We start from the raw sequence: 25,830 nt of genomic DNA, 5'->3' as shown, positions 1-25,830 counted from the left end.
CGGGCCTCTTCGTATGCGGGCCGGGGGCTCAGTCCTCGCCGAGGTACGCCTTGCGGACCGACTCGTCGTGGAGCAGGTCCTGCCCGGTCCCGGAGAGGACGACGTTGCCGACCTCCATGACGTGGCCCTGGTCGGCGAGGGAGAGCGCCGCCTGGGCGTTCTGTTCGACGAGCAGGATGGTCGTGCCCTGGGACTTCAGCTCCGAGATCGTCGCCATGATCTTCTGCATCATGATCGGGGAGAGGCCCATGGAGGGCTCGTCGAGCATGAGGAGCTTGGGCCGGGACATCAGGGCGCGGCCCATGGCGAGCATCTGCTGTTCGCCGCCGGAGAGGGTTCCGGCGGCCTGCTTCCTGCGTTCCCCGAGGATGGGGAAGAGGTCGTAGGCGCGCTGGATGTCCTTCTCGATGCCTTCCTTGTCCTTGCGGAGGAACGCGCCGAGCTGGAGGTTCTCCGCGATGGTGAGGCGGGGGAAGATGTGCCGGCCTTCGGGGGAGTGGGCGAGGCCGAGGGCGACGATCTTGTGGGCGGGGACGCCGGTCAGGGGCTTGCCGTCGAAGATGATCTTCCCGGAGGTGGGCTTCAGCAGGCCGGAGAGGGTGCGCAGGGTCGTCGTCTTGCCGGCGCCGTTGGTGCCGATGAGGGTGACGACCTGGCCGGCGTCGACGCTGAAGGAGATGCCTTTGACGGCTTCGATCTTGCCGTAGGAGACCCGGAGGTCCTCGACCTCGAGGAGTGCGGTCACTTGGCTTCTCCCTTGGTGCTGCTGGCGGTGCTGGGCGCGTCGGCGGCGGCGTCGGCCGCGGCCTCGGCTGCTTCGACCTCAGCGGCCTCGGCTTCGCCGGGGTCGCCTTCGAACGGCTCGCCGAGGTAGGCGGCGATGACGCGCTCGTCGGCCTGGACGACGTCGGAGGTGCCTTCGACGAGCTTCTCGCCCTGGACGAGGACGGCGACACGGTCGGAGAGGTTGAAGACGAAGCGCATGTCGTGCTCGATGAGGAGGACGGCGATGCCCTTGTCGCGGATGGCGAAGACGAGTTCCTCGGTGGCCCGCGTCTCCTGGGGGTTCATCCCGGCGGTGGGCTCGTCGAGGAGCAGCAGGCCGGGCTCGGAGGCCATGGCGCGGGCGATCTCCAGCTTGCGCTGCTCGCCGTAGGGGAGGTTGCGGGCGAGGTGGTCGCGCTTGTGGGCGAGGCCGATGAACTCCAGGAGTTCCATGGCGCGTTCCTCGCTGGCGCGTTCGGCCTTCTTGAAGCCGGGGCCGCGCAGGAGGGCCGACCACAGTCCTTCCTTGGTCCGCGTGTGGCGGCCGACGAGGACGTTCTCCAGGACCGTCATGTTGGCGAACAGGCGGATGTTCTGGAAGGTCCGGGCGATGCCGGCCTGTGTGACGAGGTGGGGCTTGGGCGGCAGGACGGTGCCCTTGTAGGAGACCGTGCCCTCCGTCGGGACGTAGAGGCCGGTCAGGCAGTTGAAGAAGGTCGTCTTGCCGGCGCCGTTGGGGCCGATCAGTCCGACGATCTCGCCGGCGTTGACCGTGAAGTCGACGGAGCGGACGGCGGTGAGGCCGCCGAAGCGCATCGTGACGCCGCGGGCTTCGAGTACAGGTGTCGTCATGTTGGTTACGCCCCCGCCTTGGTGACGGCCGGTTCGTCGGTCAGCGTGGTCTGTTTGGGTACGTCGAGTTGGCCGGTCTCGTGGAATTCGAGCTGGCGCCGGCGGTTGGCGATGATGCCTTCGGGGCGGAAGCGCATCAGCAGGATGAGCGCGATGCCGAAGGCCAGGAGCGACTTGTCCTGGAGGAACACCAGCTTTTCGGGGAGCAGGTAGAGCAGGGCCGCGCCGAGGAGCGGGCCCGCGACCGTGCCCATGCCGCCGAGGACGACCGCGGCCAGGAGGAACGCGGAGTTGGGCGGGGTGGAGCCGGCGAACTGGTACGGCGTGGGGACCACGCTGTAGGTGACGTGGGCGCTGACGGTGCCGGCGAGGCCGGCGAGGGCGGCGCCGAGGGCGAAGGCCACGAGCTTGACGCGGAAGCCGTTGATGCCCATGGCGGTCGCGGCGGTCTCGTCCTCGCGGATGGCGATCCAGGAGCGGCCGATGCGGGAGTCGGCGGCGCGGGTGTAGACGAGGACGACGATGGCCATGATGAGGACCATCAGCAGGTAGTAGTTGGCGAACCGGCCGAGGGTGAATCCGCCGATGTCGTGGGCCTGGCCGAAGTTGAAGCCGAGGAGGTTCAGGTCGGGGATGTTGGCGATGCCGTTGGGCCCGTTGGTGACGTCGGGTCCGGAGTCGCCGTCCATGTTGTTGACGGCGATGCGGAAGATCTCTCCGAAGCCGAGGGTGACGATGGCGAGGTAGTCGCCGCGCAGCCGCAGGGTCGGGGCGCCGATGAGGACGCCGAAGACGAGGGAGGCTGCGGCGCCGGCCAGGGCGGAGGCCCAGAAGGGCAGGTGGACGCCGGAGATGGTGGAGAACTCGGAGCCGGAGACGAGGGCGGCGGTGTAGGCGCCGACGCCGAGGAAGGCGACGTATCCGAGGTCGAGGAGTCCGGCGAGGCCGACGACGATGTTCAGGCCGAGGGCGACCGTCCCGAAGATCAGGATGTTGACGCCGATGTTGGCGTAGTGGTCGTCGGTCTGGGTGAAGGGGAAGGCGATGGCCGCGGCGAAGCCCATGGCGAGGGTGAAGCTGCGGTTGCCGGCGACCAGCTGGGAGAAGCGGTCGAGCAGGCCGGCGGTGTGCAGTGCCCACATCGCGAAGGTGACGACGAAGAGGTAGCCGACGAAGAGTTCGCCGTACTCGGTGTCGATGCCGTAGGTGAAGACGCCGAGGCCGATGATGGTGACGACGGTGATCACGGCCCGCTGGACCCAGGGCGCGATGGCCTGGGCGGCGGGGATGCGGTCCGGTTTGGCGATGTAGGCCTTGAGGGCCGCCTTGGTGCCGTCGGTGCCGGTCTTCTCCTGGGGGAGGGCGAAGGCGCCGAGGAGGGGCAGGAGCGAGGCGATGGCCGCGATCCAGCCACCGGGTTCGAGGTTGACGACGCCGCCGAGTTCGGCGCTGATGGCGATGACCGTGAACCAGGTGACGGTGAAGCCGCCGAGGGCGGTGAGGACGAGGGGTGCGTTGTTGCGGGCGGGCAGCAGCCAGCCGAGGCCGCGGATGCCGTATGAGGCGAGCGCGAACAGTGCGGTGAGGACGCCGGCGGTGAAGGTGAGCCACTGCAGGCCGCCGGGGTAGCCGTTGATGGTGAGGTCGCCGGGGAACTCGTCGGTCCAGGTCCAGGCGAGGAACGCGGAGGCCGCGGTGGCGATGCCGCCGGCGAGCAGGAGGGCGCGGGCGGCCGCCGCGGGCAGCGGTATGAGTCCGCGCAGTGCGGGCGGGGTGGGCACGGCGTCCGGGGCGGGGGTCTTGGTCGTCTCGGTCATGTGATCACGCCCTGTCCGCGACGCGCTCGCCGAGCAGGCCCTGGGGCCGGAACAGGAGCACGAGGATGAGGAGGCAGAAGGCCCACACGTTGGCCCAGCTCTGGCCGCCGAGCTGCGACATGCCGGGAATCTCGTCGATGTAGGCGGAGGCGAGGGTCTCGGCGATGCCGAGGACGACGCCGCCGAGCATGGCGCCGTAGATGTTGCCGATGCCGCCGAGGACGGCCGCGGTGAACGCCTTGAGGCCCATGAGGAAGCCCATGCGGTAGTCGACGTTGCCGTACTTGAGGCCGTAGGCGACGGCCGCGACGGCGGCGAAGAAGCCGCCGATGGCGAAGGCGATGACGATGATGCGGTTGGTGTCGATGCCCATCAGCTGCGCGGTGTCGGGGTCCTGCGCGGTGGCCTGCATGGCGCGGCCGGTGCGGCTGCGGCGCACGAAGAAGGCGAGGGCGGCCATGCAGATGACGGCGGCGAGGATGAGGAAGATGTCGGCGTCCTTGATGGTGATGGAGCCGATGTCGTGGGTGGCGTCGAGGCCGGGGAAGGCGCGGGCGCGGTCGGCGCCGGGGTAGAAGTTGCGCACGACCTCCTGGAGTGCCAGGGAGAGGCCGATGGCCGTGATGAGCGGTGCCAGTCGTGGTGCTCCGCGCAGTGGCCGGTAGGCGAACCGTTCCGCTCCTACGGCGATGAGGATGGCCACGAGGGCGCCGCCGATGAGCATCAGGGGTACGGCGAGGGCCATCGAGGTGCCGTCGGGGAGGATGTAGAAGTAGACCGTGAGGGCGCCGAACGCTCCGGTCATGAAGATCTCGCCGTGCGCGAAGTTGATGAGCTGGACGATGCCGTACACCATCGTGTAACCGATGGCTATCAGCCCGTACATCGAGCCGAGAAGCAGCCCGTTGGCCAGCTGCTGCGGCAGGGTGTTCACCGCATGGCCTCCATGTCGCTGGTGGTGGTGTGCACTGGATGCGTGCGTGGTCGCGTGCTGTGGGGGTGTGAAAACGGGCCGCGCGGTCGGGGTCGTCCTCCCGCGCGGCCCGTGGTGCTGCGTACTGGGGGGCCGGAACTACTGGAGGTCGGCGGTGCCGGTCTCCACGGCCTTCCAGGCACCCTTCTCGACCTGGTACACCGTCAGCTGCTTGTTGGTGGTGTCGCCGTACTGGTCGAAGGAGACCTTGCCGGTGAGGCCTTCGAAGTCGGACTTCTGGACGCCGTCGACGACCTTGGAGCGCAGGTCGTTGATGTCGCTGGGGACCTTGCCGTTGTTGGCGTCGGCCGCGGCCTTGACGGCCTTGATGATGGCCGTGGTGGCGTCGTAGGCGTAGGCGCCGTAGGCGCCGTAGTCGCCCTTGTAGCCCTTGTCCTTGTACGTCTGGATGAACTGCTTGGCCGCGGGCAGGGTGTCGGCGGGGACACCGATCGCGGTGACGAGGTCACCCTCGGAGGACTTGCCGGCGGCCTCGATGTAGGTGGAGGCGAACATGCCGTCGCCGCCGAACAGCGGGATCTTGACGCCGGCGTCCTTGAGCTGCTTGGTGATCAGCGCGGACTCGTCGTACTGGCCGCCGTAGTAGAGCAGGTCGGCACCGGAGTTCTTGATCTTCGTGACGAGGGAGCCGAAGTCCTTGTCGCCGGTGTTGACGTGGTCGGTGGCCACGACCTTGCCGCCGAGCTTCTTGAACTGCTCGTTGAAGATCTTCGCGAGGCCGGCGCCGTAGGTCTGCTTGTCGTCGACGACGAAGGCCTTCTTCTTCTTGAGGCCGTTGTACGCGTAGCCGGCCGCGAAGCTGCCCTGGAGTTCGTCGGTGGTGGCGGTGCGGAAGTACGTCTTGAACGGGCGCTTCTTGTCCGTCTGCCAGTTCTTGCCCTGCGTCAGCTCGGGGGCGGTGTTCGCGGGGGAGATCTGGACCATGTTGGCCGAGGCGAACACCTGCTGCATCGTCTGGGCGACGCCGGAGTTCAGCGGGCCGACGGCGCCGACGACGGTCTTGTCGCCGGTGAGGCTGGTGGCGTTGGACTGGCCGGTGGCGGGCTGCGCCTTGTCGTCCAGGGCCCTGAGCTTGAATTTCACGCCCGGGACCCAGTTGTTCTTGTTGGCGTCGTCGACGGCGATCTGAGCGCCGTACTGAATGCCGAGGCCGGTGGTGGAGTTCTCACCGGACAGGGGCGCGTCGACGCCGATGGTCAGCGTGGTGCCGTCGCCGCTGTCTCCGCTCTTGTCACCGCTGTCGTCTCGGGAGCCGCAGGCGGTGAGAGTCAGAGCTCCGGTCGTAAGAACGGAGGTAAGAATCACCAAGGAACGCTGTCGCACAATCAGTCCTTTCACAGGCAGGCCCGCCCTGGTCGGGGGGTGAGTGCCGCGCTGGTACCGAACTCCCGATGGAGCGGTGACTGGCCGTGACTCTAAGCCCGGTGTGGAGGCAGGGTCAGCGGCGTGGGGCGGCTTGTGACTTTCTTGTTATGACGTGATGGATGCCCGGCTTCGGCGGTGGGCCCTCTCGGCGGGTTTGGTGTGCTTTCTCCGAAGTCCGCATTCTGAGAACGTGCACTTCCGGTTGGCCGCGGCTGGGGTCGCCGTGGTTGCCGGGGCGCGGGCGGCGCGGACCGGATCGGAAAGGTCCCGGGGGCGGGCGCGGCCGAGGGTGAAACTGCGGTGTTGTATTGCGCGCGCGTTACGGAGCGTTACAGAGAGAAAGGGTTGGTCCGCGTCCATCCGCCTCCATCCGCGTCGAGGGGGAGTTCCGAGCAAATGGAAACGGCTATTGCAACGGTGGCGTCCCGGGTTTTTCGCGGGGGAAGTTGAGGTTTCGGTAAGGGCGAGGGTCGGTCGGGCGGGCCGTGTCGTCGCCGATGACGTCGTAACCGCCGTCCGCTTCCGCCGGGTCGGCGGGTTCGCCGGGTCCCGTACAGGGCGGTGCCCCGCCGCTTCGGGCGGTACCCGAGGCGGCGGGGCGGTGGTCGTGCCGGGCGGCCGGTGGTCGTCGGCGCGGGGTTACGGCAGCTTCGTGAACGGCGACAGGAAGGCGCGGGCGCCGGGGGTGTCCAGGCGGTAGGTCACGTTGGTCGCGTAGCAGGGGGTGTCGCCGGTGATGGTGGTGGCGGCAAGGATGCTCCTGCCGCCGATGACGGCGAAGTTGGGGCCGCCGGAGTCGCCGTAGCAGGCGCCTCCGTTGCCCTGCGGCGCCGTCATCGCCAGCCGGGCCCAGGAGTCGTTGAGGGCGTTGAAGGTGACGGGTGCCTTCATGCGGACGCCGCCGCCGGGGTGGGTCTGGCCGCCGGGGCCGTTGACGGCCTCCTGGGTGCCGTAGCCGGCGACGAGCCAGTCGGTGGCGTTCAGCCCCTGCGGGCCGAGTCTGCCGAGCTGGTCGGCGGTGGGCAGGGTGGCCGGAGTGAAGCTCCAGCGGGCCTTGACCTTGGCGGCGGGCAGTTCGATCACCGCGATGTCGTGGGTGTCCGAGGCGGGCCCCGGATAGCCGGGGTGCGTGTGGGCGGTGCCCGGGACGGCTACGGCGGCGGCCTGCGCGGCCGGGTCGCCCGGGTACTTCTTCGCCGCCGCGTCGAGCCCGGACTGCACGTCCTGGTCCAGGGACACGTAGAACCGGACGTTGTCGGGCCAGTCGGAGGTGCAGTGCGCGGCCGTCAGGAAGGTGTCCGCGTCGATCATGGTGCCGGAGCAGACCCAGTCGACCCGGTCGGGGGTCGCGGGGTCGCCGTCGTTGTCCCAGGTGGCCACGAGCGCGCCGACCTCGGTGCGTTCGGGGGCGGGTGTCGCGTTGTAGGAGTTGATGGCGGAGGACGGCAGCGCGGTGGCGAGCACGGCGGCACCGGCCGCGGCGGTGACGGCGAAGGCACGTACGGAGGTCAAGAGAAACCCTTCTACGGGTGGGACGGGTCTTCTCCTGTGGGGGTGGAGCGTCAGTGAAGCGCGCGGGGGCGGCCGCGACAAGAGCGCGCCCGCCCCTCCAGGGTTTTCCCTACGTCGGTCAGCTCGCGGCGCGAATGAGCTGCTCGTCGCCCGGGGTCACGTCGCGCAGCAGGCAGGTCAGCCGGGCCGTGCACACCCTTTTGTCGCTTTCGTCCGTGATGACGATTTCGTACGTGGCGGTCGAGCGCCCCCGGTGCACGGGCGTGGCCACGCCGGTGACCAGGCCGGAGCGCGCCCCGCGGTGGTGGGTGCAGTTCAGGTCGACCCCCACGGCGATCTTGGAGCTGCCGCCGTGCAGCATCGACCCGATCGAGCCGAGTGTCTCGGCCAGCACCGCGGAGGCCCCGCCGTGCAGCAGGCCGTAGGGCTGGGTGTTGCCCTCCACCGGCATCGTCCCCACGACCCGGTCCGCCGACGCCTCGCTGATCTGGACGCCCATCCGGGTCCCGAGGTGGCCGGCGGAGAACAGGGCCAGGAGGTCCACGCCGAGTGCGGCGTACTCGTCGATGACCTCTTGCGGGAATTTCACATGCTGCTGCTCACCCATGGGGCCCGGTCTCCGTTCGTCCAGATCATGCGGTTACCACTGTGGCTGAGCAAACGCTCAGTCGGTCGCCGATTGTTCCAGACGCACCACGACGGACTTGCTGGCCGGGGTGTTACTGGTGTCCGCCGTGGCATCCAGCGGCACCAGCACGTTGGTCTCCGGGTAGTAGGCGGCGGCGCAGCCCCGGGCCGTCGGGTAGTGCACGACCCGGAAACCGGGCGCCCTGCGCTCCACGCCGTCCTTCCACTCGCTGACCAGGTCGACGTAGTCACCGTCCGCCAGCTTCAGGGCCCGCGCGTCCTCGGGGTTGACCAGCACCACCCGGCGGCCGTTCTTGATGCCCCGGTAACGGTCGTCCAGGCCGTAGATCGTCGTGTTGTACTGGTCGTGCGAGCGCAGAGTCTGGAGCAGCAGGCGGCCCTCGGGCAGCTCCGGGTACTCCACGGGCGCGGTCGTGAAGTTGGCCTTGCCGGTGGCCGTGGGGAAGCGGCGCTCGTCGCGCGGGGCGTGCGGGAGCGTGAAGCCGCCGGGGCGGGCCGCGCGCGCGTTGAAGTCCTCGAAACCGGGGATCACGCGCGCGATGCGGTCGCGGATCGTCGCGTAGTCCTTCTCGAACTCCTCCCAGGGCGTGGCGCTGTTCTCGCCCAGCACCCGGCGGGCCAGGCGGCAGACGATGGCCGGCTCGGACAGCAGATGCCGGCTCGCGGGCTCCAGCCGGCCCCGGGAGGCGTGCACCATGCCCATCGAGTCCTCGACCGTCACGAACTGCTCGCCGCTGCCCTGGAGATCGCGCTCGGTGCGGCCGAGGGTGGGGAGGATCAGGGCACGCGCGCCCGTGACCGCGTGCGAGCGGTTCAGCTTCGTCGACACGTGCACGGTCAGCCGGGCCCGCCGCATGGCCGCCTCGGTGACCTCCGTGTCCGGGGACGCGGAGACGAAGTTCCCGCCCATGGCGAAGAAGACCTTCGCCTCGCCGTCGCGCAGCGCGCGGATGGCGCGTACGACGTCGTAGCCGTGCTCGCGCGGCGGGGCGAAGCCGAACTCCTTCTCCAGGGCGTCCAGGAACGCCGGTGCGGGACGCTCGAAGATGCCCATCGTGCGGTCGCCCTGCACGTTCGAGTGGCCGCGCACCGGGCACACGCCCGCACCCGGGCGGCCGATGTTGCCGCGCAGGAGAAGGAAGTTGACCACTTCCTTGATCGTCGGCACCGAGTGCTTGTGCTGGGTGAGACCCATGGCCCAGCAGACGATGGTCCGCTCGGAGGTGAGGATCATCCCGAGGGCCTTGTCGATGTCCTCCCGGGTCAGTCCTGTCGCCGCGAGCGTCTCGTCCCAGTCGGCGGCGCGGGCGGCCTCGGTGAACTCCTCGTAGCCGTGCGTGTGCTCCCGCACGAACGCCTCGTCGACCGCGCCCTCGGTCTCGACGATCAGCTTGTTGAGCAGACGGAACAGGGCCTGGTCGCCGCCGATGCGGATCTGCAGGAACAGGTCGGTCAACGCGGCGCCCTTGAGCATGCCCTGCGGGGTCTGCGGGTTCTTGAAACGCTCCAGGCCCGCCTCGGGCAGCGGGTTGACGCTGATGATCCGCGCCCCGTCGGCCTTGGCCTTCTCCAGGGCGGACAGCATGCGCGGGTGGTTCGTCCCCGGGTTCTGGCCGGCGACGATGATCAGGTCGGCCTTGTACAGATCCTCCAGCAGGACGCTGCCCTTGCCGATGCCGATCGTCTCCGACAGGGCCGAGCCGGACGACTCGTGGCACATGTTCGAGCAGTCGGGCAGGTTGTTCGTGCCGAGCTCGCGGGCGAAGAGCTGGTAGAGGAACGCGGCCTCGTTGCTGGTGCGGCCGGAGGTGTAGAAGACGGCCTCGTCCGGGGAGCCGAGGGCGGCGATCTCCTCGGCGATGATGTCGAAGGCGCGCTCCCAGGTGACCGGCTCGTAGTGCGTGCCCCCCTCGGGGAGGTACACGGGGTGGGTGAGGCGCCCCTGCTGGCCCAGCCAGTAGCCGCTGCGGCCGGCCAGGTCGGCGACCGGGTGCGCGGCGAAGAACTCGGGCGTGACCCGGCGCAGCGTGGCCTCCTCGGCGACGGCCTTCGCGCCGTTCTCGCAGAACTCCGCCTTGTGCCGGTGCTCCGGCTCCGGCCAGGCACAGCCCGGGCAGTCGAAGCCATTCTTCTGGTTCACGCTCAGCAGCGTCAGCGCCGTGCGCTTCACACCCATCTGCTGCTGGGCGACTCGCAACGTGTGCCCGATCGCGGGGAGGCCCGCTGCCGCGTGCTGCGGCCCGGCGACCTGCGGCGCGTCCTGAACCGGATCACTCTTGGGCGGCTTCGTCGCCATCGCACGCTCCCCTTCGACTGCACTGTGAGGTACGTCTCCGATCCTCGCACGCTGCTGTGACATCGCGTGAGGGGAGGGCTGGGGCGACCGCCCGCCCCGAGCACACGCGTCGGGCGGACCGGGGCGACGGCCGTCCCGGGCGCACGCGCCCTCGGGGGCGGGGCCGAGTGTCAGTGGGGCGTGGCAGGATCGGGGGCGTGGCAGAGACAGCATCGAAGACGACCGACCAGACCTCCGGCGGCAGCCGCCCGCGACTGATGCTCATGGACGGGCACTCGCTGGCCTACCGAGCGTTCTTCGCGCTGCCCGCGGAGAACTTCACCACCGCGACGGGCCAGCCGACGAACGCGATCTACGGCTTCGCGTCGATGCTGGCCAACACGCTGCGCGACGAGGCGCCCACGCACTTCGCGGTCGCCTTCGACGTCTCCCGCAAGACCTGGCGGTCGCAGGAGTTCACGGAGTACAAGGCGAACCGCTCCAAGACCCCTGACGAGTTCAAGGGCCAGGTCGAGCTGATCTGCGAGCTCCTCGACGCGATGGGCGCCGCCCGCTTCGCGGTCGACGGCTTCGAGGCCGACGACGTCATCGCCACGCTCGCCACGCAGGCCGAGGCCGAGGGCTTCGAGGTGCTGATCGTCACCGGCGACCGGGACTCCTTCCAGCTGGTCAGCGAGCACACGACCGTGCTGTACCCGACCAAGGGCGTCTCCGAGCTGACCCGCTTCACCCCGGAGAAGGTCTTCGAGAAGTACGGGCTGACGCCCGCGCAGTACCCCGACTTCGCGGCCCTGCGCGGCGACCCCTCGGACAACCTCCCCGGCATCCCCGGCGTCGGCGAGAAGACCGCCGCGAAGTGGATCAACCAGTTCGGCTCCTTCGCGGAGCTCGTCGAGCGCGTGGACGAGGTCAAGGGCAAGGCCGGGCAGAACCTCCGCGACCACCTGGAAGCGGTCAAGCTCAACCGCCGGCTCACGGAACTGGAGCGCCGGGTCGAGCTCCCCAAGGGCGTCACCGAACTGGAGCGGACCGCGTACGACCGCAAGGCCGTCGCGATGGTCCTGGACACCCTGGAGATCCGCAACCCCTCGCTGCGCGAGCGGCTCTTCGCCGTCGACCCCGGTGCCGAGGAGGCCGAGACCACCCCCATCAGCACCGACGGCGTGCAGCTGGACGGCACGGTGCTCGGCACCGGCGAGCTGACCGGCTGGCTCACCGAGCACGGCACCGGACAGCTCGGCGTCGCCACGGTCGACGCCTGGGCGCTCGGTGCGGGCTCGGTCGCCGAGGTCGCGCTCGCCGCGCCCGGCGGAGCAGCCGCCTGGTTCGACCCCTCCCAGCTGGACGAGGCCGACGAGAGGGCCTTCGCGGCCTGGCTCGCCGACGCCGGGCGGCCCAAGATCTTCCACAACGCCAAGGGCGCCATGCGGGTCTTCGCCGAGCACGGCTGGAGCGTCGAGGGCGTGACCATGGACACCGCGCTCGCCGCCTACCTGGTCAAGCCGGGCCGCCGCTCCTTCGACCTGGACGCGCTGTCCCTGGAGTACCTGCACCGCGAGCTGGTCCCCGCCGCCGCGGCCGACGGCCAGCTCGCCTTCGGCGCGGACGAGGGCGCCGAGGCCGAGGCCCTGATGATCCAGGCCCGCGCCGTCCTCGACCTGGGCGAGGCCTTCGAGAGCCGCCTGGAGGAGGTCGGCGCCGCCGACCTGCTGCGCGACATGGAGCTGCCCACCTCCGCGCTGCTCGCCCGGATGGAGCGGCACGGCATCGCGGCCGACCGGCCCCACCTGGAGGCCATGGAGCAGATGTTCGCCGGCGCCGTCCAGCAGGCGGTGAAGGAGGCCCACGCGGCAGCCGGGCACGAGTTCAACCTGGGCTCGCCCAAGCAGCTCCAGGAGGTCCTCTTCGGCGAGCTGGCCCTGCCCAAGACGAAGCGGACGAAGACCGGCTACACCACGGACGCCGACGCGCTGGCCTGGCTCGCCACGCAGACGGACAACGAGCTGCCGGTGATCATGCTCCGCCACCGCGAGCAGGCCAAGCTCCGCGTCACCGTCGAGGGCCTGATCAAGACGATCGCCGCGGACGGCCGCATCCACACCACGTTCAACCAGACGGTCGCCGCCACCGGCCGCCTGTCCTCGACCGACCCGAACCTCCAGAACATCCCGGTCCGCACGGACGAAGGCCGCGCGATCCGCCGCGGCTTCGTCGTCGGCGAGGGCTTCGAGTCCCTGATGACGGCCGACTACAGCCAGATCGAGCTGCGCGTCATGGCCCACCTCTCCGAGGACGAGGGCCTGATCGAGGCGTTCACCTCCGGCGAGGACCTGCACACCACGGCCGCCTCACAGGTCTTCTCGGTCGAGCCGACCGCGGTGGACGCCGAGATGCGCCGCAAGATCAAGGCCATGTCGTACGGCCTGGCCTACGGCCTCTCGGCCTTCGGCCTGTCCCAGCAGCTGAACATCGAGGCGGCGGAGGCCCGCGCCCTGATGGACGCCTACTTCGAGCGGTTCGGCGGCGTGCGGGACTATCTGCGCCGGGCGGTCGACGAGGCCCGGGCGACGGGCTACACGGCGACGCTCTTCGGACGCCGCCGCTACCTTCCTGACCTCAACAGCGACAACCGTCAGCGCCGTGAGGCGGCCGAGCGAATGGCCCTCAACGCGCCCATCCAGGGCACGGCGGCCGACATCGTCAAGATCGCCATGCTCAAGGTGGACAGCGCGCTGAAGGACGCCGGACTCGCCTCCCGCATGCTGCTCCAGGTCCACGACGAAATCGTGCTGGAGATCGCCCCCGGGGAGCGGGCCGCCGCCGAGGAACTCGTCCGCCGGGAGATGGCGAACGCCGTCCACCTCCGCGTCCCCCTGGGCGTCTCGGTGGGCGCGGGCCCGGACTGGGAGTCGGCGGCCCATTAGTCCGGGGTGCTGCGCGCACCAGGCCGGAGCGCTGCCTGCACCAGGCGGGGTGCTGCGTGCACCAGGCGGGGTGCTGCGTGCACCAGGCGGGGTGCTGTGCGCACCAGGGCCGGGGTGCTGCGTGCACCAGGGCCGGGGTGCTGCGTGCACCAGGGCCGGGGTGCTGCGAAAGAGGCCGGAGCGCTGCGCGCACCAGGGCCGGGGTGCTGCGCACCAGCCCGGAGCGGTGTGCGCGCCAGTCCGGAGCGGTGTGCGCACCAGTCCGGAGCGGTGTGCGCACCAGTCCGGAGCGGTGTGCGCACCAGTCCCGCGCGCTGCGCGGAGCGGTCCCGGAGGAGACGACGCGGGGTGCCCCCCGGCCGAGCCTGAGCCAGGGGCACCCGCCTCGTGTGCCCGCGCAACGCCCGCGGATCCGTCACTCGCGTGGCCCCCGAGAAAGGGCCGCCGCCCCCGGCGGTCGCAAGGATGCGGCCATGGGTATACGCATGCTCCTCCGTCGCACGGCCCCGGGCGTGGCGCTCCCGCAGGTCCCGCCGTTCGCGGTCGCCGCAAGCACGGTCCGCGTCCCCGCCGGTCTCACCACTGCACTGCGCCGCACGACGGCGGACCTCAGGCAGCGCCTGGCCGACGGCCTGCGGCCGGCCGGCCCCACGCCGGCCGCCGGGGTGCCCGCCGCGACCGGGCGCACCGGCGCCGGCGACGGGACGGCCGTCCCGGCCGTCCCGGGTGTCACGGGAGCCGGTGCCGTGTCCGCCGTCCCGGGTCTCGCCGACGCCGGCGACGTGTCCGCCATCCTCGGTCTCACCGGCGGCCCGGCCCCGGCCGCCCAGTACCCGGGCCATGCCGATCGCCGGGGCAGGACCGGCCGCCCTTGGGCGGACCTGGCCCGCAGCTACCTGACGCTCGTCCTCACCCTGCTGCCCCGGCCCCGCCGCCCTGCGCCCACCACCATCACCGTGTACATCACGACGACCGAGCCCCTCAGCGAGCGGCCGACCGGCTCGGCTCCGCGTCATCGACGCGGCCAGGACCGCCCGGGGCAGGGACCGGAGCCGGACGCCACGCCCTGACCCCCACGGCGTACAGCAGCAGCGCGGGCACGAGCCCCGCGCCCGCCCCGAAGCACACCGTCGGAATGATCTCCCACGGTTTCGCGTCAGACCCCCAGTACGCCCACCACCGCGACGCCCGCTGTACCGCCCCCACCAGCGCGAAGCCGCCGATCACCGCACCGGCCAGCCACCGGTCCCGCACCGACAGCGCCGGGACCCCCACCGGCTCGCGCACCGGCGCCCGCCGCACGGCCCGCGCCACGAACACGGCGATCACGACAGCGGCCACCGCCGAACCGCCGTACTGCAGGTACCAGTACAGCGGCGAGCCCGCCACCTCCCGCCCCAGCACCGGAAACAGCCGCATCCCCCACCGGTCGAGGTGCGTGAACGCGTCCCACACGACGTGCGTCAGCGCGCCGAGCACCGCGGACACGTACCACCGCAGCACCAGCGACGACCGCACGCGCGCGCGTGGCGTCCCGCACCGCACCAGCGCGGAGACCCGTCCCTGCCGGGCCCGCGGCAGCAGCGCCACCAGCGGTTCGCGCACCAGCAGCCACAGCCCCACCAGCGCCCAGGCGACGAGCACATCGACCGTGAAGACACCCGGGAACGAGTGCGTGACGTCGCCGAACTCCATCGCCCCGGACACCACACTCGCCGCGTAATAGGTCATGTCGGGCGCGAAGGAACCCGCCACGAGCACGGCGGGCACCAGCGGGCCCCGGCCGGTGCCGTCGGTGCGTACGGCGGGCAGTACGGCTGCCGCGTGGCTCAGCGTGAACGGCAACTCGGCTCCTCGTGACGGTCGTTGCCAGGGCGATCGGAGGGCCCAGTATGCGGGATGCCGAACACCGGGCCGCCCACCGCGCTCGCCTCCTGACCAACTGGTGAAAATCGGGCACGAACGGGTGCCCGAGCAAAGGAAGTTGTCGTAGGGTCGCCAGGGTCACCGTGCCGGTGGCAGGAGACGGGCCTGTGGAGGGCAACCACTCGGGCCGGTCGATCGTCACAACAGAGCGAGCGCAACAGAAGTACGCGTACGCAACACAAGCGCGCGACAGACAGAGACGGGCGCTCGGGCGTCCACGGGAGGGGTTCACTCTATGGCGGCGCAATTCGGCAGGAGGCTGCGCAAGGGGGCGGCAACCACCGCCGTGGCCGCGGTTGCGGTCGCGGCCCTGTCCGCCTCCCAGGCTCCGGGCGTGAACGACCACGGCAGACAGGCGGCCGCGGACGCCACACCCTCACCCGACGCGAGTGCCTCCGACGGCAGCGCCACCGGCAACTCGCCGTACTACACGGATCTGCCGCCGCTCAACAGCCCGAGCCCGTCACCGAGCACGGGGCCGGGCCCCACTCCCTCCGGTACCGCGGAGGCGGGCATCCCCGCGACCGTCCTCGACGCCTACAAGAAGGCCGAGGCCGCGCTGCGCGACTCCAAGCCCGGCTGCAACCTGCCGTGGCAACTCCTCGCGGCCATCGGCCGGGTGGAGTCGGGCCAGGCCCGCGGCGGCCGCGTCAACGCCGACGGCACCACCATCAAGCCGATCCTCGGCCCGCAGCTCGACGGCAACGGCTTCGCCCTCATCAAGGACACCGACAAGGGCGCCTACGACGGCAACAGCACCTACGACCAGGCCGTCGGCCCCATGCAGTTCATCCCGTCCACCTGGGCATGGGCGGGCCGCGACGCCAACGGCGACGGCAAGAAGGACCCCAACAACATCTACGACGCCGCGCTCGCCGCCGGCCACTACCTGTGCCGCAACAACTGGGACCTGTCCGACCAGAACGACCTCGACCGCGCGATCCTCAGCTACAACAACTCGCGTGAGTACCTGAACCTGGTCATGCGGTGGCTGGAGTACTACCGCAAGGGCACGCACGAGGTCCCCGACGGCACCGGCACGCTGCCCGGCAACCGCAGCGACGACGGCGCCGGAACGAGCCCGTCACCCTCCACGCCGTCCACGCCCTCCACGCCCGGCGCGCCGGCTGCGGGCGGCCCCAAGCCCAAGCCCAGCCCCAGGCCCGAAAAGCCCGGCGGGGGCGGCACGACGACTCCGCCGAAGCCGCCCACCACCCCGCCCGGCTCCCCGAGCGCGCCGCCCTCGGCGCCTCCCACGCCCACCGACACGGTGCACCACCTGGAGGACGCCGGGACGGCCAAGCTCACCGCGATGGCGGGCGACGCGTTCACCAAGCGGATCAGCACCCGCGCCGAGACGAAGGCCGGCAAGGCCGTCGCCAAGGTCAGGGTCCGCTTCACGATCGTCGGCGAAACGGACACCACGTTCGCGGGCGGCGAGAGCGTGGCCACGGTCGCCACCAACAGCTCCGGAGTGGCCGTCGCGCCCGCACTCCAGGCGGGGGAGAAGACGGGCGACGTCACCGTCCGGGCCACCGTCGTGGGCCGTACGATCGCGGGCCTCGACTACACGGCCACCGTCACCGAACGCGCCGCCGACGCCCTCGTCCGTACCGGTGACGCCGCGCTGACGTGCACCCCGGGCGGCGAGTTCGCCAACCAGGTCGAGGTGAAGGCCACGTACAAGGGCGCCGTCGCGGACGGCGTCGCGGCCACCGCCACACTGATCAGGTCGGCGGACGATCCGACCGCCAACGACAAGGGCCCCTACTTCAAGGACGCCGACGGCAAGGCCGTGCGCACCCTGACGGGCCTGAAGACGGACGCGAAGGGCCTGCTGAAACTGCCGAAGCTCTACGCGGACGACACCACCGGCACGTTCCTGCTCCGCGTCAACACCGAGGGCGGGGCGACGCTCACCGTCGAACTGACCGTGGCGGCCGCCGAGACGTCCTCGCCGAGCCCTTCGGCCAGTCCGAGCGCGTAGCTCTCAGGTACGACGGACGACGCCCCTCTTTCAGGAGGGGCGTCGTTGTGTGTGCAACGTGTTCTCATCTCCGCCGCTCGTTGCTACGGTGCCGAGAAACCTGACGGTGTATCAGTTCAACCGTGGGGAGGCCCCGAATGCGTGTACTCATCGCCGCCGCCACCGGTCTCGCCGTCGCGTTCGCCGTGGTCCTGACGCTGACCGCCCTCGGCACCCCCTCGGGCGGGACGTCCCCGAAGCCGCTGCTGACGACGGTGCCCGCACACCCCTGACCGCCCGCCCGGGAGGGAGGCCGAGATGCGCCGCAAGGCCGGCCTGGTCCTGCTCGCCCTCGCCGTGTTCTTCGCGGCACTGTCCCCGCTGCTGCGCTGGTACGCCTTCCCGCGCCTCGCCAAGGTCCCCGCGCACCAGTACCAGGACATGGTCCTGGAGGCGGAGAACGCCACCCTCCTCGACTACGGCACGATGCGGGCCCGCACGGTCCCCAAGGTCACCATCGTGCAGACCCTCAAGGGCAACGTCGAGGCCTCCGACCGGATCGAGGAGTCGGCGGGCCGTGACGTGGTCGTCTGGGACGGCCTGTCCTACGTCGTCGGCCCCGACGGCGAGATGGTGTCGAAGATCCCCGAGCGCTACATCTTCGACGCCCACACCCAGGAACCCGTCCACGCCACCGGCGAGACGGTCGACGGCGACCCGGTGCGCCGCGAGGGCATCGAGTTCAAATGGCCGTTCCTCACGGAGAAACGGGACTACGAGTACTTCGACGCCCAGGCCCGCGTCACCGCCCCCATCCACTACAAGGGCACCCGGGACTTCCGGGGTCTGGAGGTCTACTACTTCGAGCAGACCATCCCCTGGACCAAGGTGCGGATCCCGAAGACGCTGCCCGTGGAGGGCCTGACCCCCGAGTCGGTCGCCGGGACGGGCACGACCCGCTGGTACACCACGGTCCGCAAGTTCTGGGTCGAACCCCTCACCGGCGCCCCCGTCTACGGCGAGGAACTCCACAAGGAGGAACTGCGCGGCGGCACCCTCCTCGGCGACCGCGACAAGGTGACCGCGTTCGCCGGGCACGTGAAGATGCGCGAGGACTACATCACGCACACGGTCGACCTGGTGAAGTCCCAGCGCCTGCTCCTCCTGCTGCTGACGTCCTACCTGCCCTGGGGCTCCCTGGCCCTCGGCGTCCTCCTGCTGGCCCTCGCGCTGTACCTGGAGGCCCGCAGCCGCCGCCCGTCCGGCCCGGCCCCCACGGAGGCCGAGGAACCGTCACCGGTCAGTGCCTGAGCCGTACGGTGGTCAGCGCCCGAGCCGGGCGCTGGTGTGCCGGGTCGGCTCGGCCCCGGCCGGGTCCTCGGGCCACGGGTGCTTCGGATACCGCCCGCGCAGCTCCGCCCGCACGGCCTTGTAGCCGTCCTTCCAGAACGAGGCGAGGTCGGCCGTGACGGCGGCCGGACGCCCGGCCGGGGACAGCAGATGCACGAGCAACGGCACCCCGGCGACCCGTGGCGACTCCTGGAGTCCGAACATCTCCTGCAACTTCACCGCCAGTACGGGCTGCTCGGGCCGGGAGTAGTCGACGCGGATCCTCGACCCGCTCGGCACCGTGATCCGCTCCGGGGCGAGCTCGTCGAGCCGCCCGGCCTCCCCGGAGGCCCAGGGCAGCAGCCGCGCGAGCGCCTCCCCGGCGTCGATCCGCGCCAGATCGGCCCGCCGCCGGGCCCGGCTCAGCTCCGGCTCCAGCCACTCCTCCACGCGCGCGTGGAGCGCATCGTCGGATACGTCGGGCCACGGATCACCGAGATGCAGCCGCAGAAACGCCAGCCGCTGCCGCAGGACACCGGCCTCCGGCGACCACCGCAGCACCCCGAACCCCTCCCGCCGCAGCCCGTCGAGCAGCGCGTCGCGTACGAGCCCGGGGCCGGCGTCCTTCAGCGGCCGCACTGCCAGCTCCACGGCCCCCAGCCGCTCCACCCGCCGCGCCACGACGTCCCCGCCGTCCCACCCGACCTCGTCCCGCTCCTCCAGCAACGCGCCGGCCGCGAGCCGGGCCGTCTCCTCGTCGACGACAGCCCCGAGCTGCACGCGCGCGTGCCCCTTGCCGACGGGCCGGTCGGCCACGGCGACGGCGATCCAGGGGGAACCGCGCAGCGCGCTCCCGTCCCCGGCCTCGGCACGAGTCCCGGACACCATGAGATACGACCCACCGTCGGCCTTGGCGACACGCTCGGGAAACGCGAGAGCGGCGACGAGCCCGACCTGGTGCTCCTCCGAGGAGTTCACCCACGCGTCGACCTGTGCTTCTGGATGCGAGATTCGGGCGGGTGGGTGGGTAACGCCTGAAACGACGGCCCGCAGTCGCCTGACCTCCGCCCGCCACCGTCCGGAATAGGCGTCACTCCCACGCCGGGCACGACGCAACGCACCCGCCAGATCATCCCCGTACTCCCGCGGAGGCTCCTCACTGAGCAACGCGATGACCTCAGCGGCCCTCTCCGCCCCGACCGGGCCGGACCCGTCCAGCAGCGCCCGCCCCAACCGCGGATGCAACCCCAGCCGAGCCAGCGCAGCACCCCGCTCCGTGGCCCGCCCGCCGGAGTCGACGGCCCCCACCGCCGCCAGGACATCCCGCGCCGCCGCCATCGCCCCACCCGGCGGCGAATCCAGCAACGCCAGCCCGGACGCGTCCGGATCCCCCCAGCACGCCACCTGAAGCGCGAACGCGGTCAGGTCGGCCACCTTTATCTCCGGCGACGGAAAACGCGGCAGACGCGCGTCCTCGGCCTCCGCCCAGCACCGGTACACCGCCCCCGGCGCCTCACGCCCGGCTCGCCCCGCACGCTGCCGCCCGGATGCCTGTGACGCCCGTACCGTCGTCAGCGCGCTCAGCCCGCGCGCGTGGTCGACGCGAGGCTCCCGCGCCAGCCCCGAGTCGACGACCACGCGCACACCGGGAACCGTCAGCGACGACTCCGCCACCGACGTGGCCAGCACCACCCGGCGCCGTTCCCCGCCGGCCAGCACGGCGTCCTGGACGGCCGCGGGCGCCCGCCCGTGCACCTGGAGCACCTCGACGTCCCCGAGCCCCCCGAGCTGCCCGGCGACCCGGGCGATCTCGCCCACCCCCGGCAGGAAACACAGCACGTCCCCGTCCCGCTCGGCCAGTGCCCGCCGCACCACCGACGCCACATGCGTCAGCAGCGCCGGATCGACCCGCATCCCGTGCGGCGGCCGTACGGGCCGCACCGGCGGCGCCCACACGACCTCCACCGGATACGCCGCCCCCCGGGCCTCGACCACCTCAGCGCCGCCCAGCAGCGCCGCCCACCCCTGCGCGTCGGTCGTCGCCGAGGCGGCCACCAGCCGCAGTTCCGGACGGAGCGTCTGCCGTACGTCCCACAGGAACGCCGCCGCCGTGTCCGCGTCCAGATGCCGTTCGTGGCACTCGTCGAGCAGCACCACATCGACACCGGCCAGCTCCTGGTCCCGCTGCAGCCGCTGCACCAGCACGCCGGTCGTGACGACCTCCACGCGCGTGTGCCGCCCGACGACGCGTTCCCCGCGCACGGTGTAGCCGACGCTCTCGCCCACCTTCTCGCCCAGCAGCCACGCCATCCGCCGCGCCGCCGCCCGTGCCGCGATCCGCCGCGGCTCGGCGACGACCACCCGCCGCCGAGACCCCTCCCCGAGCAGCCCCGCCAGAGCCAGCGGCACCAGGGTCGTCTTGCCGGTGCCGGGCGGCGCCACGAGGACGGCGGTGCCGTGTCCCTCCAGGGCGTCGTCCAGGGCGGGCAGGGCACCGCGTACGGGCAGGGCGTCCAGGGCGTCGTAACGGATCACGCACTCAGTCTCGTACGCACACGAAGATCGCCGTCCCCGGGATCAGGTTCCCGCGCAGCGGCGACCAGCCGCCCCACTCGGAGGTGTTCCAGGCCGGCCACTCCGGCTCCACGAGGTCCACCAGCCGGAAGCCCGAGGCCACCACGTCCCGGACGCGGTCGCCGATCGTGCGGTGGTGCTCGACGTAGACCGCACGGCCCTCGTCGTCCTGCTCGACGTAGGGCGTGCGGTCGAAGTACGAACCCGACACCGACAGCCCCTCCGGTCCCGGCTCGTCCGGGAACGCCCAGCGGATCGGGTGCGTCACCGAGAAGACCAGACGGCCCCCGGGCCGCAGCACCCGGCGCACCTCCCGCAGCACCAGGCGCGGATCGGCGACGAAGGGCAGCGCCCCGTACGCCGAGCAGACCAGGTCGAACGAGCCGTCCGCGAAGGGCAGCGCGCCGGCGTCGGCGCACACCAGGGGGAAGGGCCCGCCGATGCGCAGCGCGTGCTGCAACTGCCGGTGCGAGATGTCCAGGGCCACCGGGCGGGCTCCCTGGCCGGCCAGCCAGCGGGAGCACTGCGCCGCGCCCGCGCCGATCTCCAGGACGTCCTTGCCCTTCAGCTCCTCCGGCGGGCCGAGCAGCTCGGCCTCCACCTCGTCCAGACCCTCGGGGCCCCACACGAAGCGGTCGTCGCCGAGGAAGGTGCCGTGCTCGGTCTGGTACTCGTCCGCGTTGCGGTCCCACCAGCCACGGTTGGCGCGGGAACTCTCCGTGACCCCCGCGACACGCCGGGTGGCCTCGGGTTCGGACGCTTCGGGCTCTTGGATGATCGGCTCCCTCGTCGTACTCTTCCGTCCAGCCGGTCCCGGAGGTGGCACGAAAGGGGCGTCGCCCGCCCTGCGTGGCCTCGGACGACACGACTTGTGCCGGGTATGCGGTGTTCCGCCCCGGGTGGGCGGCTTCGCGCATTGACCCTGCCCGGCTGCCCCCGTATGCTACAAGTTGCGCTGCGGGCCTGCGCACCTCAGACGTAGCAGGCTGCGCTCGCATCTGTATGTATGTCCCCTCGGTTGTCGAGGCGCCACCGATCTTGTGTGGCGCTTCCTTGGCTGTCCGGCTTCTGCAGAGCGAAACGGGCTCCCGGCGTAGCAGTACCTACGACTTCAATGTCCGTACCGGAGCCCTTTCCCACATGACGAGCAGCACCGAGACCACCGCCACCACCCCGCAGGTAGCGGTCAACGACATCGGTAACGAGGAAGCCTTCCTCGCCGCGATCGACGAGACGATCAAGTACTTCAACGACGGCGACATCGTCGACGGCGTCATCGTGAAGGTCGACCGGGACGAGGTCCTGCTCGACATCGGTTACAAGACCGAAGGTGTGATCCCGAGCCGCGAGCTCTCGATCAAGCACGACGTCGACCCGAACGAGGTCGTCGCCGTCGGTGACGAGATCGAGGCCCTTGTTCTCCAGAAGGAGGACAAGGAAGGCCGCCTGATCCTCTCGAAGAAGCGCGCCCAGTACGAGCGTGCCTGGGGCACCATCGAGAAGATCAAGGAAGAGGACGGGATCGTCACCGGTACCGTCATCGAGGTCGTCAAGGGTGGTCTCATCCTCGACATCGGCCTCCGTGGCTTCCTCCCGGCCTCCCTGGTCGAGATGCGCCGCGTTCGCGACCTCCAGCCCTACGTGGGCAAGGAGCTCGAGGCCAAGATCATCGAGCTCGACAAGAACCGCAACAACGTGGTCCTGTCCCGCCGTGCCTGGCTGGAGCAGACCCAGTCCGAGGTCCGCCAGACGTTCCTCACGACCCTCCAGAAGGGTCAGGTCCGTTCCGGCGTCGTCTCCTCGATCGTCAACTTCGGTGCCTTCGTGGACCTGGGTGGCGTCGACGGTCTGGTTCACGTCTCCGAGCTGTCCTGGAAGCACATCGACCACCCCTCCGAGGTCGTCGAGGTCGGCCAGGAGGTCACGGTCGAGGTCCTCGACGTCGACATGGACCGCGAGCGCGTCTCCCTGTCGCTGAAGGCGACCCAGGAAGACCCGTGGCAGCAGTTCGCCCGCACCCACCAGATCGGCCAGGTCGTGCCCGGCAAGGTCACGAAGCTGGTTCCGTTCGGTGCGTTCGTCCGCGTGGACGAGGGCATCGAGGGTCTGGTCCACATCTCCGAGCTGGCCGAGCGCCACGTGGAGATCCCGGAGCAGGTCGTCCAGGTCAACGACGAGATCTTCGTCAAGGTCATCGACATCGACCTCGAGCGCCGTCGCATCAGCCTCTCGCTGAAGCAGGCCAACGAGTCCTTCGGTGCCGACCCGTCGGCGGTCGAGTTCGACCCGACCCTGTACGGCATGGCCGCGTCCTACGACGACCAGGGCAACTACATCTACCCCGAGGGCTTCGACCCCGAGACCAACGACTGGCTCGAGGGCTACGAGAAGCAGCGCGAGGAGTGGGAGCGCCAGTACGCCGAGGCGCAGCAGCGCTTCGAGCAGCACCAGGCGCAGGTCATCAAGTCCCGCGAGGCGGACGAGAAGGCCGCTGCCGAGGGTGGTGGCGAGGCCGCCGCTCCGGCCGCGTCCGGTGGTGGCGGTTCGTACTCCTCCGAGGGCCCGGACAACTCCGGCGCGCTGGCCTCGGACGAGGCGCTCGCCGCGCTCCGCGAGAAGCTGGCGGGTGGGCAGAGCTGAACGCCCACTGAGCTGTAGCTCCTGACTGAGGGCCCGCACCTTTCGAGGTGCGGGCCCTCAGCGTGTGTCAGGGCGTTGTCCCAGCCGCCAAGATCGATGTTCTCCTGCTCCCGGGAATGCCCATGCCCGCAACGGCGTTGTGGAGTATGAACACGAGGAGGAGCGGTCACTGTGCTAGATCCGCAGGGCTTGTACGCATGGGAGCCGAAGGGGCTGGCCGTCGTCGACATGGCGCTGGCCCAGGAGTCGGCCGGTCTTGTCATGCTCTACCACTTCGACGGATACATCGACGCGGGCGAGACGGGCGACCAGATCGTCGACCGCCTGCTCGACTCGCTGCCCCACCAGGTCGTCGCCCGATTCGACCACGACCGGCTCGTGGACTACCGGGCCCGCCGTCCGCTGCTGACGTTCAAGCGCGACCGCTGGAGCGACTACGAGGACCCCGCCATCGAGGTGCGACTGGTCCAGGACGCCACGGGAGCGCCGTTCCTGCTGCTGTCCGGCCCCGAGCCGGACGTGGAGTGGGAGCGTTTCGCCGCGGCCGTCAAGCAGATCGTGGAGCGGCTCGGCGTCCGCCTGTCGGTGAACTTCCACGGCATTCCGATGGGCGTCCCGCACACCCGGCCCGTCGGCCTGACCCCGCACGGCAACCGCACCGACCTCGTCCCGGGCCACCGCAGCCCGTTCGAGGAGGCGCAGGTGCCCGGCAGCGCCGAGTCGCTCGTCGAGTACCGCCTGCTCCAGGCCGGGCACGACGTCCTCGGCGTCGCCGCTCACGTCCCGCACTACATCGCCCGCTCCCCGTACCCGGACGCGGCCCTGACGGTCCTGGAGGCCATCACGGCGGCGACCGGACTGGTGCTGCCGGGCATCGCCCACGCCCTGCGCTCGGACGCCCACCGCACCCAGACGGAGATCGACCGGCAGATCCGCGAGGGCGACGAGGACCTCACCGCGCTCGTCGAGGGCCTTGAGCACCAGTACGACGCGGTCGCGGGCGCCGAGACCCGGGGCAACATGCTCGCCGAGCCGGTGGACATCCCCTCGGCGGACGAGATCGGCCGCGAGTTCGAGAAGTTCCTGGCAGACAGAGAAGGCGACAGCTGAGCCCCGGGGAGACCTGGACAGGGCCCTGTCTCGGGCAGGGCCTAAGCTCGGCTCATGCTGAAGGTGGGCCTGACCGGCGGTATCGGCGCCGGCAAGAGTGAGGTGTCACGGCTGCTCGTCGAGTGCGGTGCCGTGCTGATCGACGCGGACCGCATCGCGCGGGAGGTCGTCGCACCCGGGACCCCGGGGCTCGCCGCGGTCGTGGAGGCCTTCGGCGAGGATGTGCTCGCGCCCGACGGCAGCCTGGACCGGCCCAGGCTCGGCTCCATCGTCTTCGCCGACGCGGCGAAGCTCGCCACCCTCAACTCGATCGTGCACCCCCTCGTGGGCGCCCGCTCCCGCGAACTCGAAGAGGCCGCCGCCGCGGACGCGGTCGTCGTGCACGACGTCCCGCTCCTCACGGAGAACGGCCTGGCGCCGCTGTACGACGTCGTGATCGTCGTCGACGCGAGCCCGGAAACCCAGCTCGACCGCCTCGTCCGGCTGCGCGGCATGAGCGAGGAGGACGCACGCGCGCGGATGGCCGCCCAGGCGACACGCGAGCAGCGCCGGGAGATCGCGGACATCGTCATCGACAACGACGTCCCGCTGGCGCACCTGGAGCGCCGCGTGAAGGACGTGTGGGCCGAGCTGGCACGCAGGTCACAGGCGTCCCGGCCGTCCGCACAGGAATAGCGGCATCGCGCGGGGGCGTTGAACCCCTGCAGTGAGGGAAGGACTCTGCCGTGCCCGAGACCAGCGGTTCGACCGGACGTACCCCGGAGACGCACGTCATCGACTTCCGTGCCGCCGAGCAACTGCTCGCGGCGCGGGACCCGCGGGGCGCGGTGAAGCTGCTCGACGCAGTCATCGCCGCGCACCCGGAGAACACCGCCGCGCGGCTGCTGCGCGCCCGTGCCTTCTTCGCGGCGGCGCAGCTGCGGCCGGCGGAGCTGGAGTTCTCGATCGTCCTGGAGCGCGAGCCGGACAACGCCTTCGCGCACTTCGCGCTCGCTCGCACATATGAGCGGCAGAACCGCCCCGACCAGGCCAAGCGCCACTTCCGCCTGGCCGCCGCGCTGGATCCGAACCCGCGGTTCCTGAAGGCGGCGCGCTTCGACTCGTGAGCGGGC

General features: G+C 71.0%; 20 protein-coding genes. 9 read left to right on the top strand and 11 right to left on the bottom strand.

All coding sequences use genetic code 11. The features are described from left to right. Positions 1–28: 28 nt before the first annotated feature. The 8 genes from ACH4G3_RS27190 to ACH4G3_RS27155 form a co-directional block, all read right to left on the bottom strand. Entirely contained in the window at positions 29–745 is a 717-nt protein-coding gene (locus ACH4G3_RS27190; protein ID WP_397626971.1) for an ABC transporter ATP-binding protein, read from the bottom strand. Next, entirely contained in the window at positions 742–1,617 is an 876-nt protein-coding gene (locus tag ACH4G3_RS27185; protein WP_397626970.1) for an ABC transporter ATP-binding protein, read from the bottom strand. Before ACH4G3_RS27185 ends, ACH4G3_RS27190 begins: the two co-directional genes overlap by 4 nt. 5 nt (positions 1,618–1,622) lie before the next feature. Beyond that, on the bottom strand, positions 1,623–3,434 hold the full coding sequence (locus ACH4G3_RS27180) for a branched-chain amino acid ABC transporter permease (RefSeq protein ID WP_397626969.1): 1,812 nt from the start codon (positions 3,432–3,434) through the stop codon (positions 1,623–1,625). A 4-nt stretch (positions 3,435–3,438) separates the two neighbouring features. Beyond that, positions 3,439–4,368, bottom strand: a complete 930-nt coding sequence (locus tag ACH4G3_RS27175) for a branched-chain amino acid ABC transporter permease (RefSeq protein WP_356923086.1) — start codon at positions 4,366–4,368, stop codon at positions 3,439–3,441. 138 nt (positions 4,369–4,506) lie between these two features. Continuing rightward, positions 4,507–5,736, bottom strand: a complete 1,230-nt coding sequence (locus ACH4G3_RS27170; protein WP_397626968.1) for a branched-chain amino acid ABC transporter substrate-binding protein — start codon at positions 5,734–5,736, stop codon at positions 4,507–4,509. A 696-nt stretch (positions 5,737–6,432) separates the two neighbouring features. Beyond that, on the bottom strand, positions 6,433–7,305 hold the full coding sequence (locus ACH4G3_RS27165; protein ID WP_397626967.1) for a trypsin-like serine protease: 873 nt from the start codon (positions 7,303–7,305) through the stop codon (positions 6,433–6,435). Between the two features lie 118 nt (positions 7,306–7,423). Next, entirely contained in the window at positions 7,424–7,912 is a 489-nt protein-coding gene (locus tag ACH4G3_RS27160) for a PaaI family thioesterase (RefSeq protein WP_397626966.1), read from the bottom strand. A 57-nt stretch (positions 7,913–7,969) separates the two neighbouring features. Beyond that, positions 7,970–10,249, bottom strand: a complete 2,280-nt coding sequence (locus tag ACH4G3_RS27155; RefSeq protein ID WP_397626965.1) for an FdhF/YdeP family oxidoreductase — start codon at positions 10,247–10,249, stop codon at positions 7,970–7,972. Between the two features lie 197 nt (positions 10,250–10,446). Here ACH4G3_RS27155 and polA point away from each other — a divergent pair, with 197 nt between their 5' ends. Together polA and ACH4G3_RS27145 are read left to right on the top strand one after the other, a co-directional pair. Then, positions 10,447–13,173: a DNA polymerase I gene (gene polA, locus ACH4G3_RS27150; protein WP_397626964.1), complete on the top strand. Its 2,727-nt coding sequence runs from the start codon at positions 10,447–10,449 to the stop codon at positions 13,171–13,173. Positions 13,174–13,646: 473 nt separating this feature from the next. Continuing rightward, on the top strand, positions 13,647–14,243 hold the full coding sequence (locus ACH4G3_RS27145; protein ID WP_397626963.1) for a hypothetical protein: 597 nt from the start codon (positions 13,647–13,649) through the stop codon (positions 14,241–14,243). On the opposite strand, the gene ACH4G3_RS27140 is transcribed toward ACH4G3_RS27145, so the two are convergent. Then, a complete protein-coding gene (locus ACH4G3_RS27140) occupies positions 14,155–15,018 on the bottom strand; it encodes a DUF4184 family protein (RefSeq protein ID WP_397626962.1) in 864 nt (287 codons plus the stop codon). The genes ACH4G3_RS27145 and ACH4G3_RS27140 overlap by 89 nt on opposite strands. Before the next feature lie 316 nt (positions 15,019–15,334). Between ACH4G3_RS27140 and ACH4G3_RS27135 the strand changes: the two genes are divergently transcribed. From ACH4G3_RS27135 to ACH4G3_RS27125, 3 genes are all read left to right on the top strand, one after another. Further along, on the top strand, positions 15,335–17,086 hold the full coding sequence (locus ACH4G3_RS27135) for a lytic transglycosylase domain-containing protein (RefSeq protein ID WP_397626961.1): 1,752 nt from the start codon (positions 15,335–15,337) through the stop codon (positions 17,084–17,086). Between the two features lie 137 nt (positions 17,087–17,223). Next, the gene (locus tag ACH4G3_RS27130) at positions 17,224–17,358 is read left to right on the top strand and encodes an SPW_0924 family protein (RefSeq protein ID WP_397626960.1); all 135 of its coding nucleotides are present in this window, start codon (positions 17,224–17,226) and stop codon (positions 17,356–17,358) included. A gap of 25 nt (positions 17,359–17,383) precedes the next feature. Further along, positions 17,384–18,376 (top strand): cell envelope lipid trafficking protein PgfA, encoded by a 993-nt coding sequence (locus tag ACH4G3_RS27125; RefSeq protein WP_397626959.1) that lies wholly within the window; start codon positions 17,384–17,386, stop codon positions 18,374–18,376. A 12-nt stretch (positions 18,377–18,388) separates the two neighbouring features. On the opposite strand, the gene hrpB is transcribed toward ACH4G3_RS27125, so the two are convergent. Continuing rightward, positions 18,389–20,929 (bottom strand): ATP-dependent helicase HrpB, encoded by a 2,541-nt coding sequence (gene hrpB / locus ACH4G3_RS27120; RefSeq protein ID WP_397626958.1) that lies wholly within the window; start codon positions 20,927–20,929, stop codon positions 18,389–18,391. 4 nt (positions 20,930–20,933) lie between these two features. Continuing rightward, positions 20,934–21,794, bottom strand: coding sequence for a class I SAM-dependent methyltransferase (locus tag ACH4G3_RS27115; protein ID WP_397626957.1), 861 nt, complete (start codon positions 21,792–21,794; stop codon positions 20,934–20,936). Between the two features lie 314 nt (positions 21,795–22,108). Here ACH4G3_RS27115 and rpsA point away from each other — a divergent pair, with 314 nt between their 5' ends. The 4 genes from rpsA (at position 22,109) to ACH4G3_RS27095 (ending at position 25,824) form a co-directional block, all read left to right on the top strand. Beyond that, on the top strand, positions 22,109–23,608 hold the full coding sequence (gene rpsA, locus ACH4G3_RS27110) for a 30S ribosomal protein S1 (protein WP_397626956.1): 1,500 nt from the start codon (positions 22,109–22,111) through the stop codon (positions 23,606–23,608). A gap of 171 nt (positions 23,609–23,779) precedes the next feature. Next, positions 23,780–24,718, top strand: coding sequence for a PAC2 family protein (locus ACH4G3_RS27105; RefSeq protein ID WP_397626955.1), 939 nt, complete (start codon positions 23,780–23,782; stop codon positions 24,716–24,718). 54 nt (positions 24,719–24,772) lie between these two features. Continuing rightward, positions 24,773–25,393 (top strand): dephospho-CoA kinase, encoded by a 621-nt coding sequence (gene coaE, locus ACH4G3_RS27100; RefSeq protein ID WP_397626954.1) that lies wholly within the window; start codon positions 24,773–24,775, stop codon positions 25,391–25,393. A gap of 50 nt (positions 25,394–25,443) precedes the next feature. Next, positions 25,444–25,824, top strand: a complete 381-nt coding sequence (locus ACH4G3_RS27095) for a tetratricopeptide repeat protein (protein ID WP_086604915.1) — start codon at positions 25,444–25,446, stop codon at positions 25,822–25,824. Positions 25,825–25,830: the final 6 nt, after the last annotated feature.

It is taken from the genome of Streptomyces afghaniensis (assembly GCF_044327915.1).
In the GTDB taxonomy this organism is placed as follows: domain Bacteria; phylum Actinomycetota; class Actinomycetes; order Streptomycetales; family Streptomycetaceae; genus Streptomyces; species Streptomyces afghaniensis.
The sequence above is the reverse complement of the archived record's forward strand: the minus strand, read 5'-3'. Positions and strand labels throughout refer to the sequence as shown.

Bases quoted from the DNA above. Each gene is read 5' to 3' on its own strand.
- ACH4G3_RS27185 (WP_397626970.1), bottom strand. From the start codon at position 1,617: ATGACGACACCTGTACTCGAAGCCCGCGGCGTCACGATGCGCTTCGGC.
- ACH4G3_RS27180 (WP_397626969.1), bottom strand. From the start codon at position 3,434: ATGACCGAGACGACCAAGACCCCCGCCCCGGACGCCGTGCCCACCCCG.
- ACH4G3_RS27160 (WP_397626966.1), bottom strand. From the start codon at position 7,912: ATGGGTGAGCAGCAGCATGTGAAATTCCCGCAAGAGGTCATCGACGAG.
- ACH4G3_RS27155 (WP_397626965.1), bottom strand. From the start codon at position 10,249: ATGGCGACGAAGCCGCCCAAGAGTGATCCGGTTCAGGACGCGCCGCAG.
- ACH4G3_RS27145 (WP_397626963.1), top strand. From the start codon at position 13,647: ATGGGTATACGCATGCTCCTCCGTCGCACGGCCCCGGGCGTGGCGCTC.
- ACH4G3_RS27135 (WP_397626961.1), top strand. From the start codon at position 15,335: ATGGCGGCGCAATTCGGCAGGAGGCTGCGCAAGGGGGCGGCAACCACC.
- ACH4G3_RS27130 (WP_397626960.1), top strand. From the start codon at position 17,224: ATGCGTGTACTCATCGCCGCCGCCACCGGTCTCGCCGTCGCGTTCGCC.
- ACH4G3_RS27125 (WP_397626959.1), top strand. From the start codon at position 17,384: ATGCGCCGCAAGGCCGGCCTGGTCCTGCTCGCCCTCGCCGTGTTCTTC.
- rpsA (WP_397626956.1), top strand. From the start codon at position 22,109: ATGACGAGCAGCACCGAGACCACCGCCACCACCCCGCAGGTAGCGGTC.
- coaE (WP_397626954.1), top strand. From the start codon at position 24,773: ATGCTGAAGGTGGGCCTGACCGGCGGTATCGGCGCCGGCAAGAGTGAG.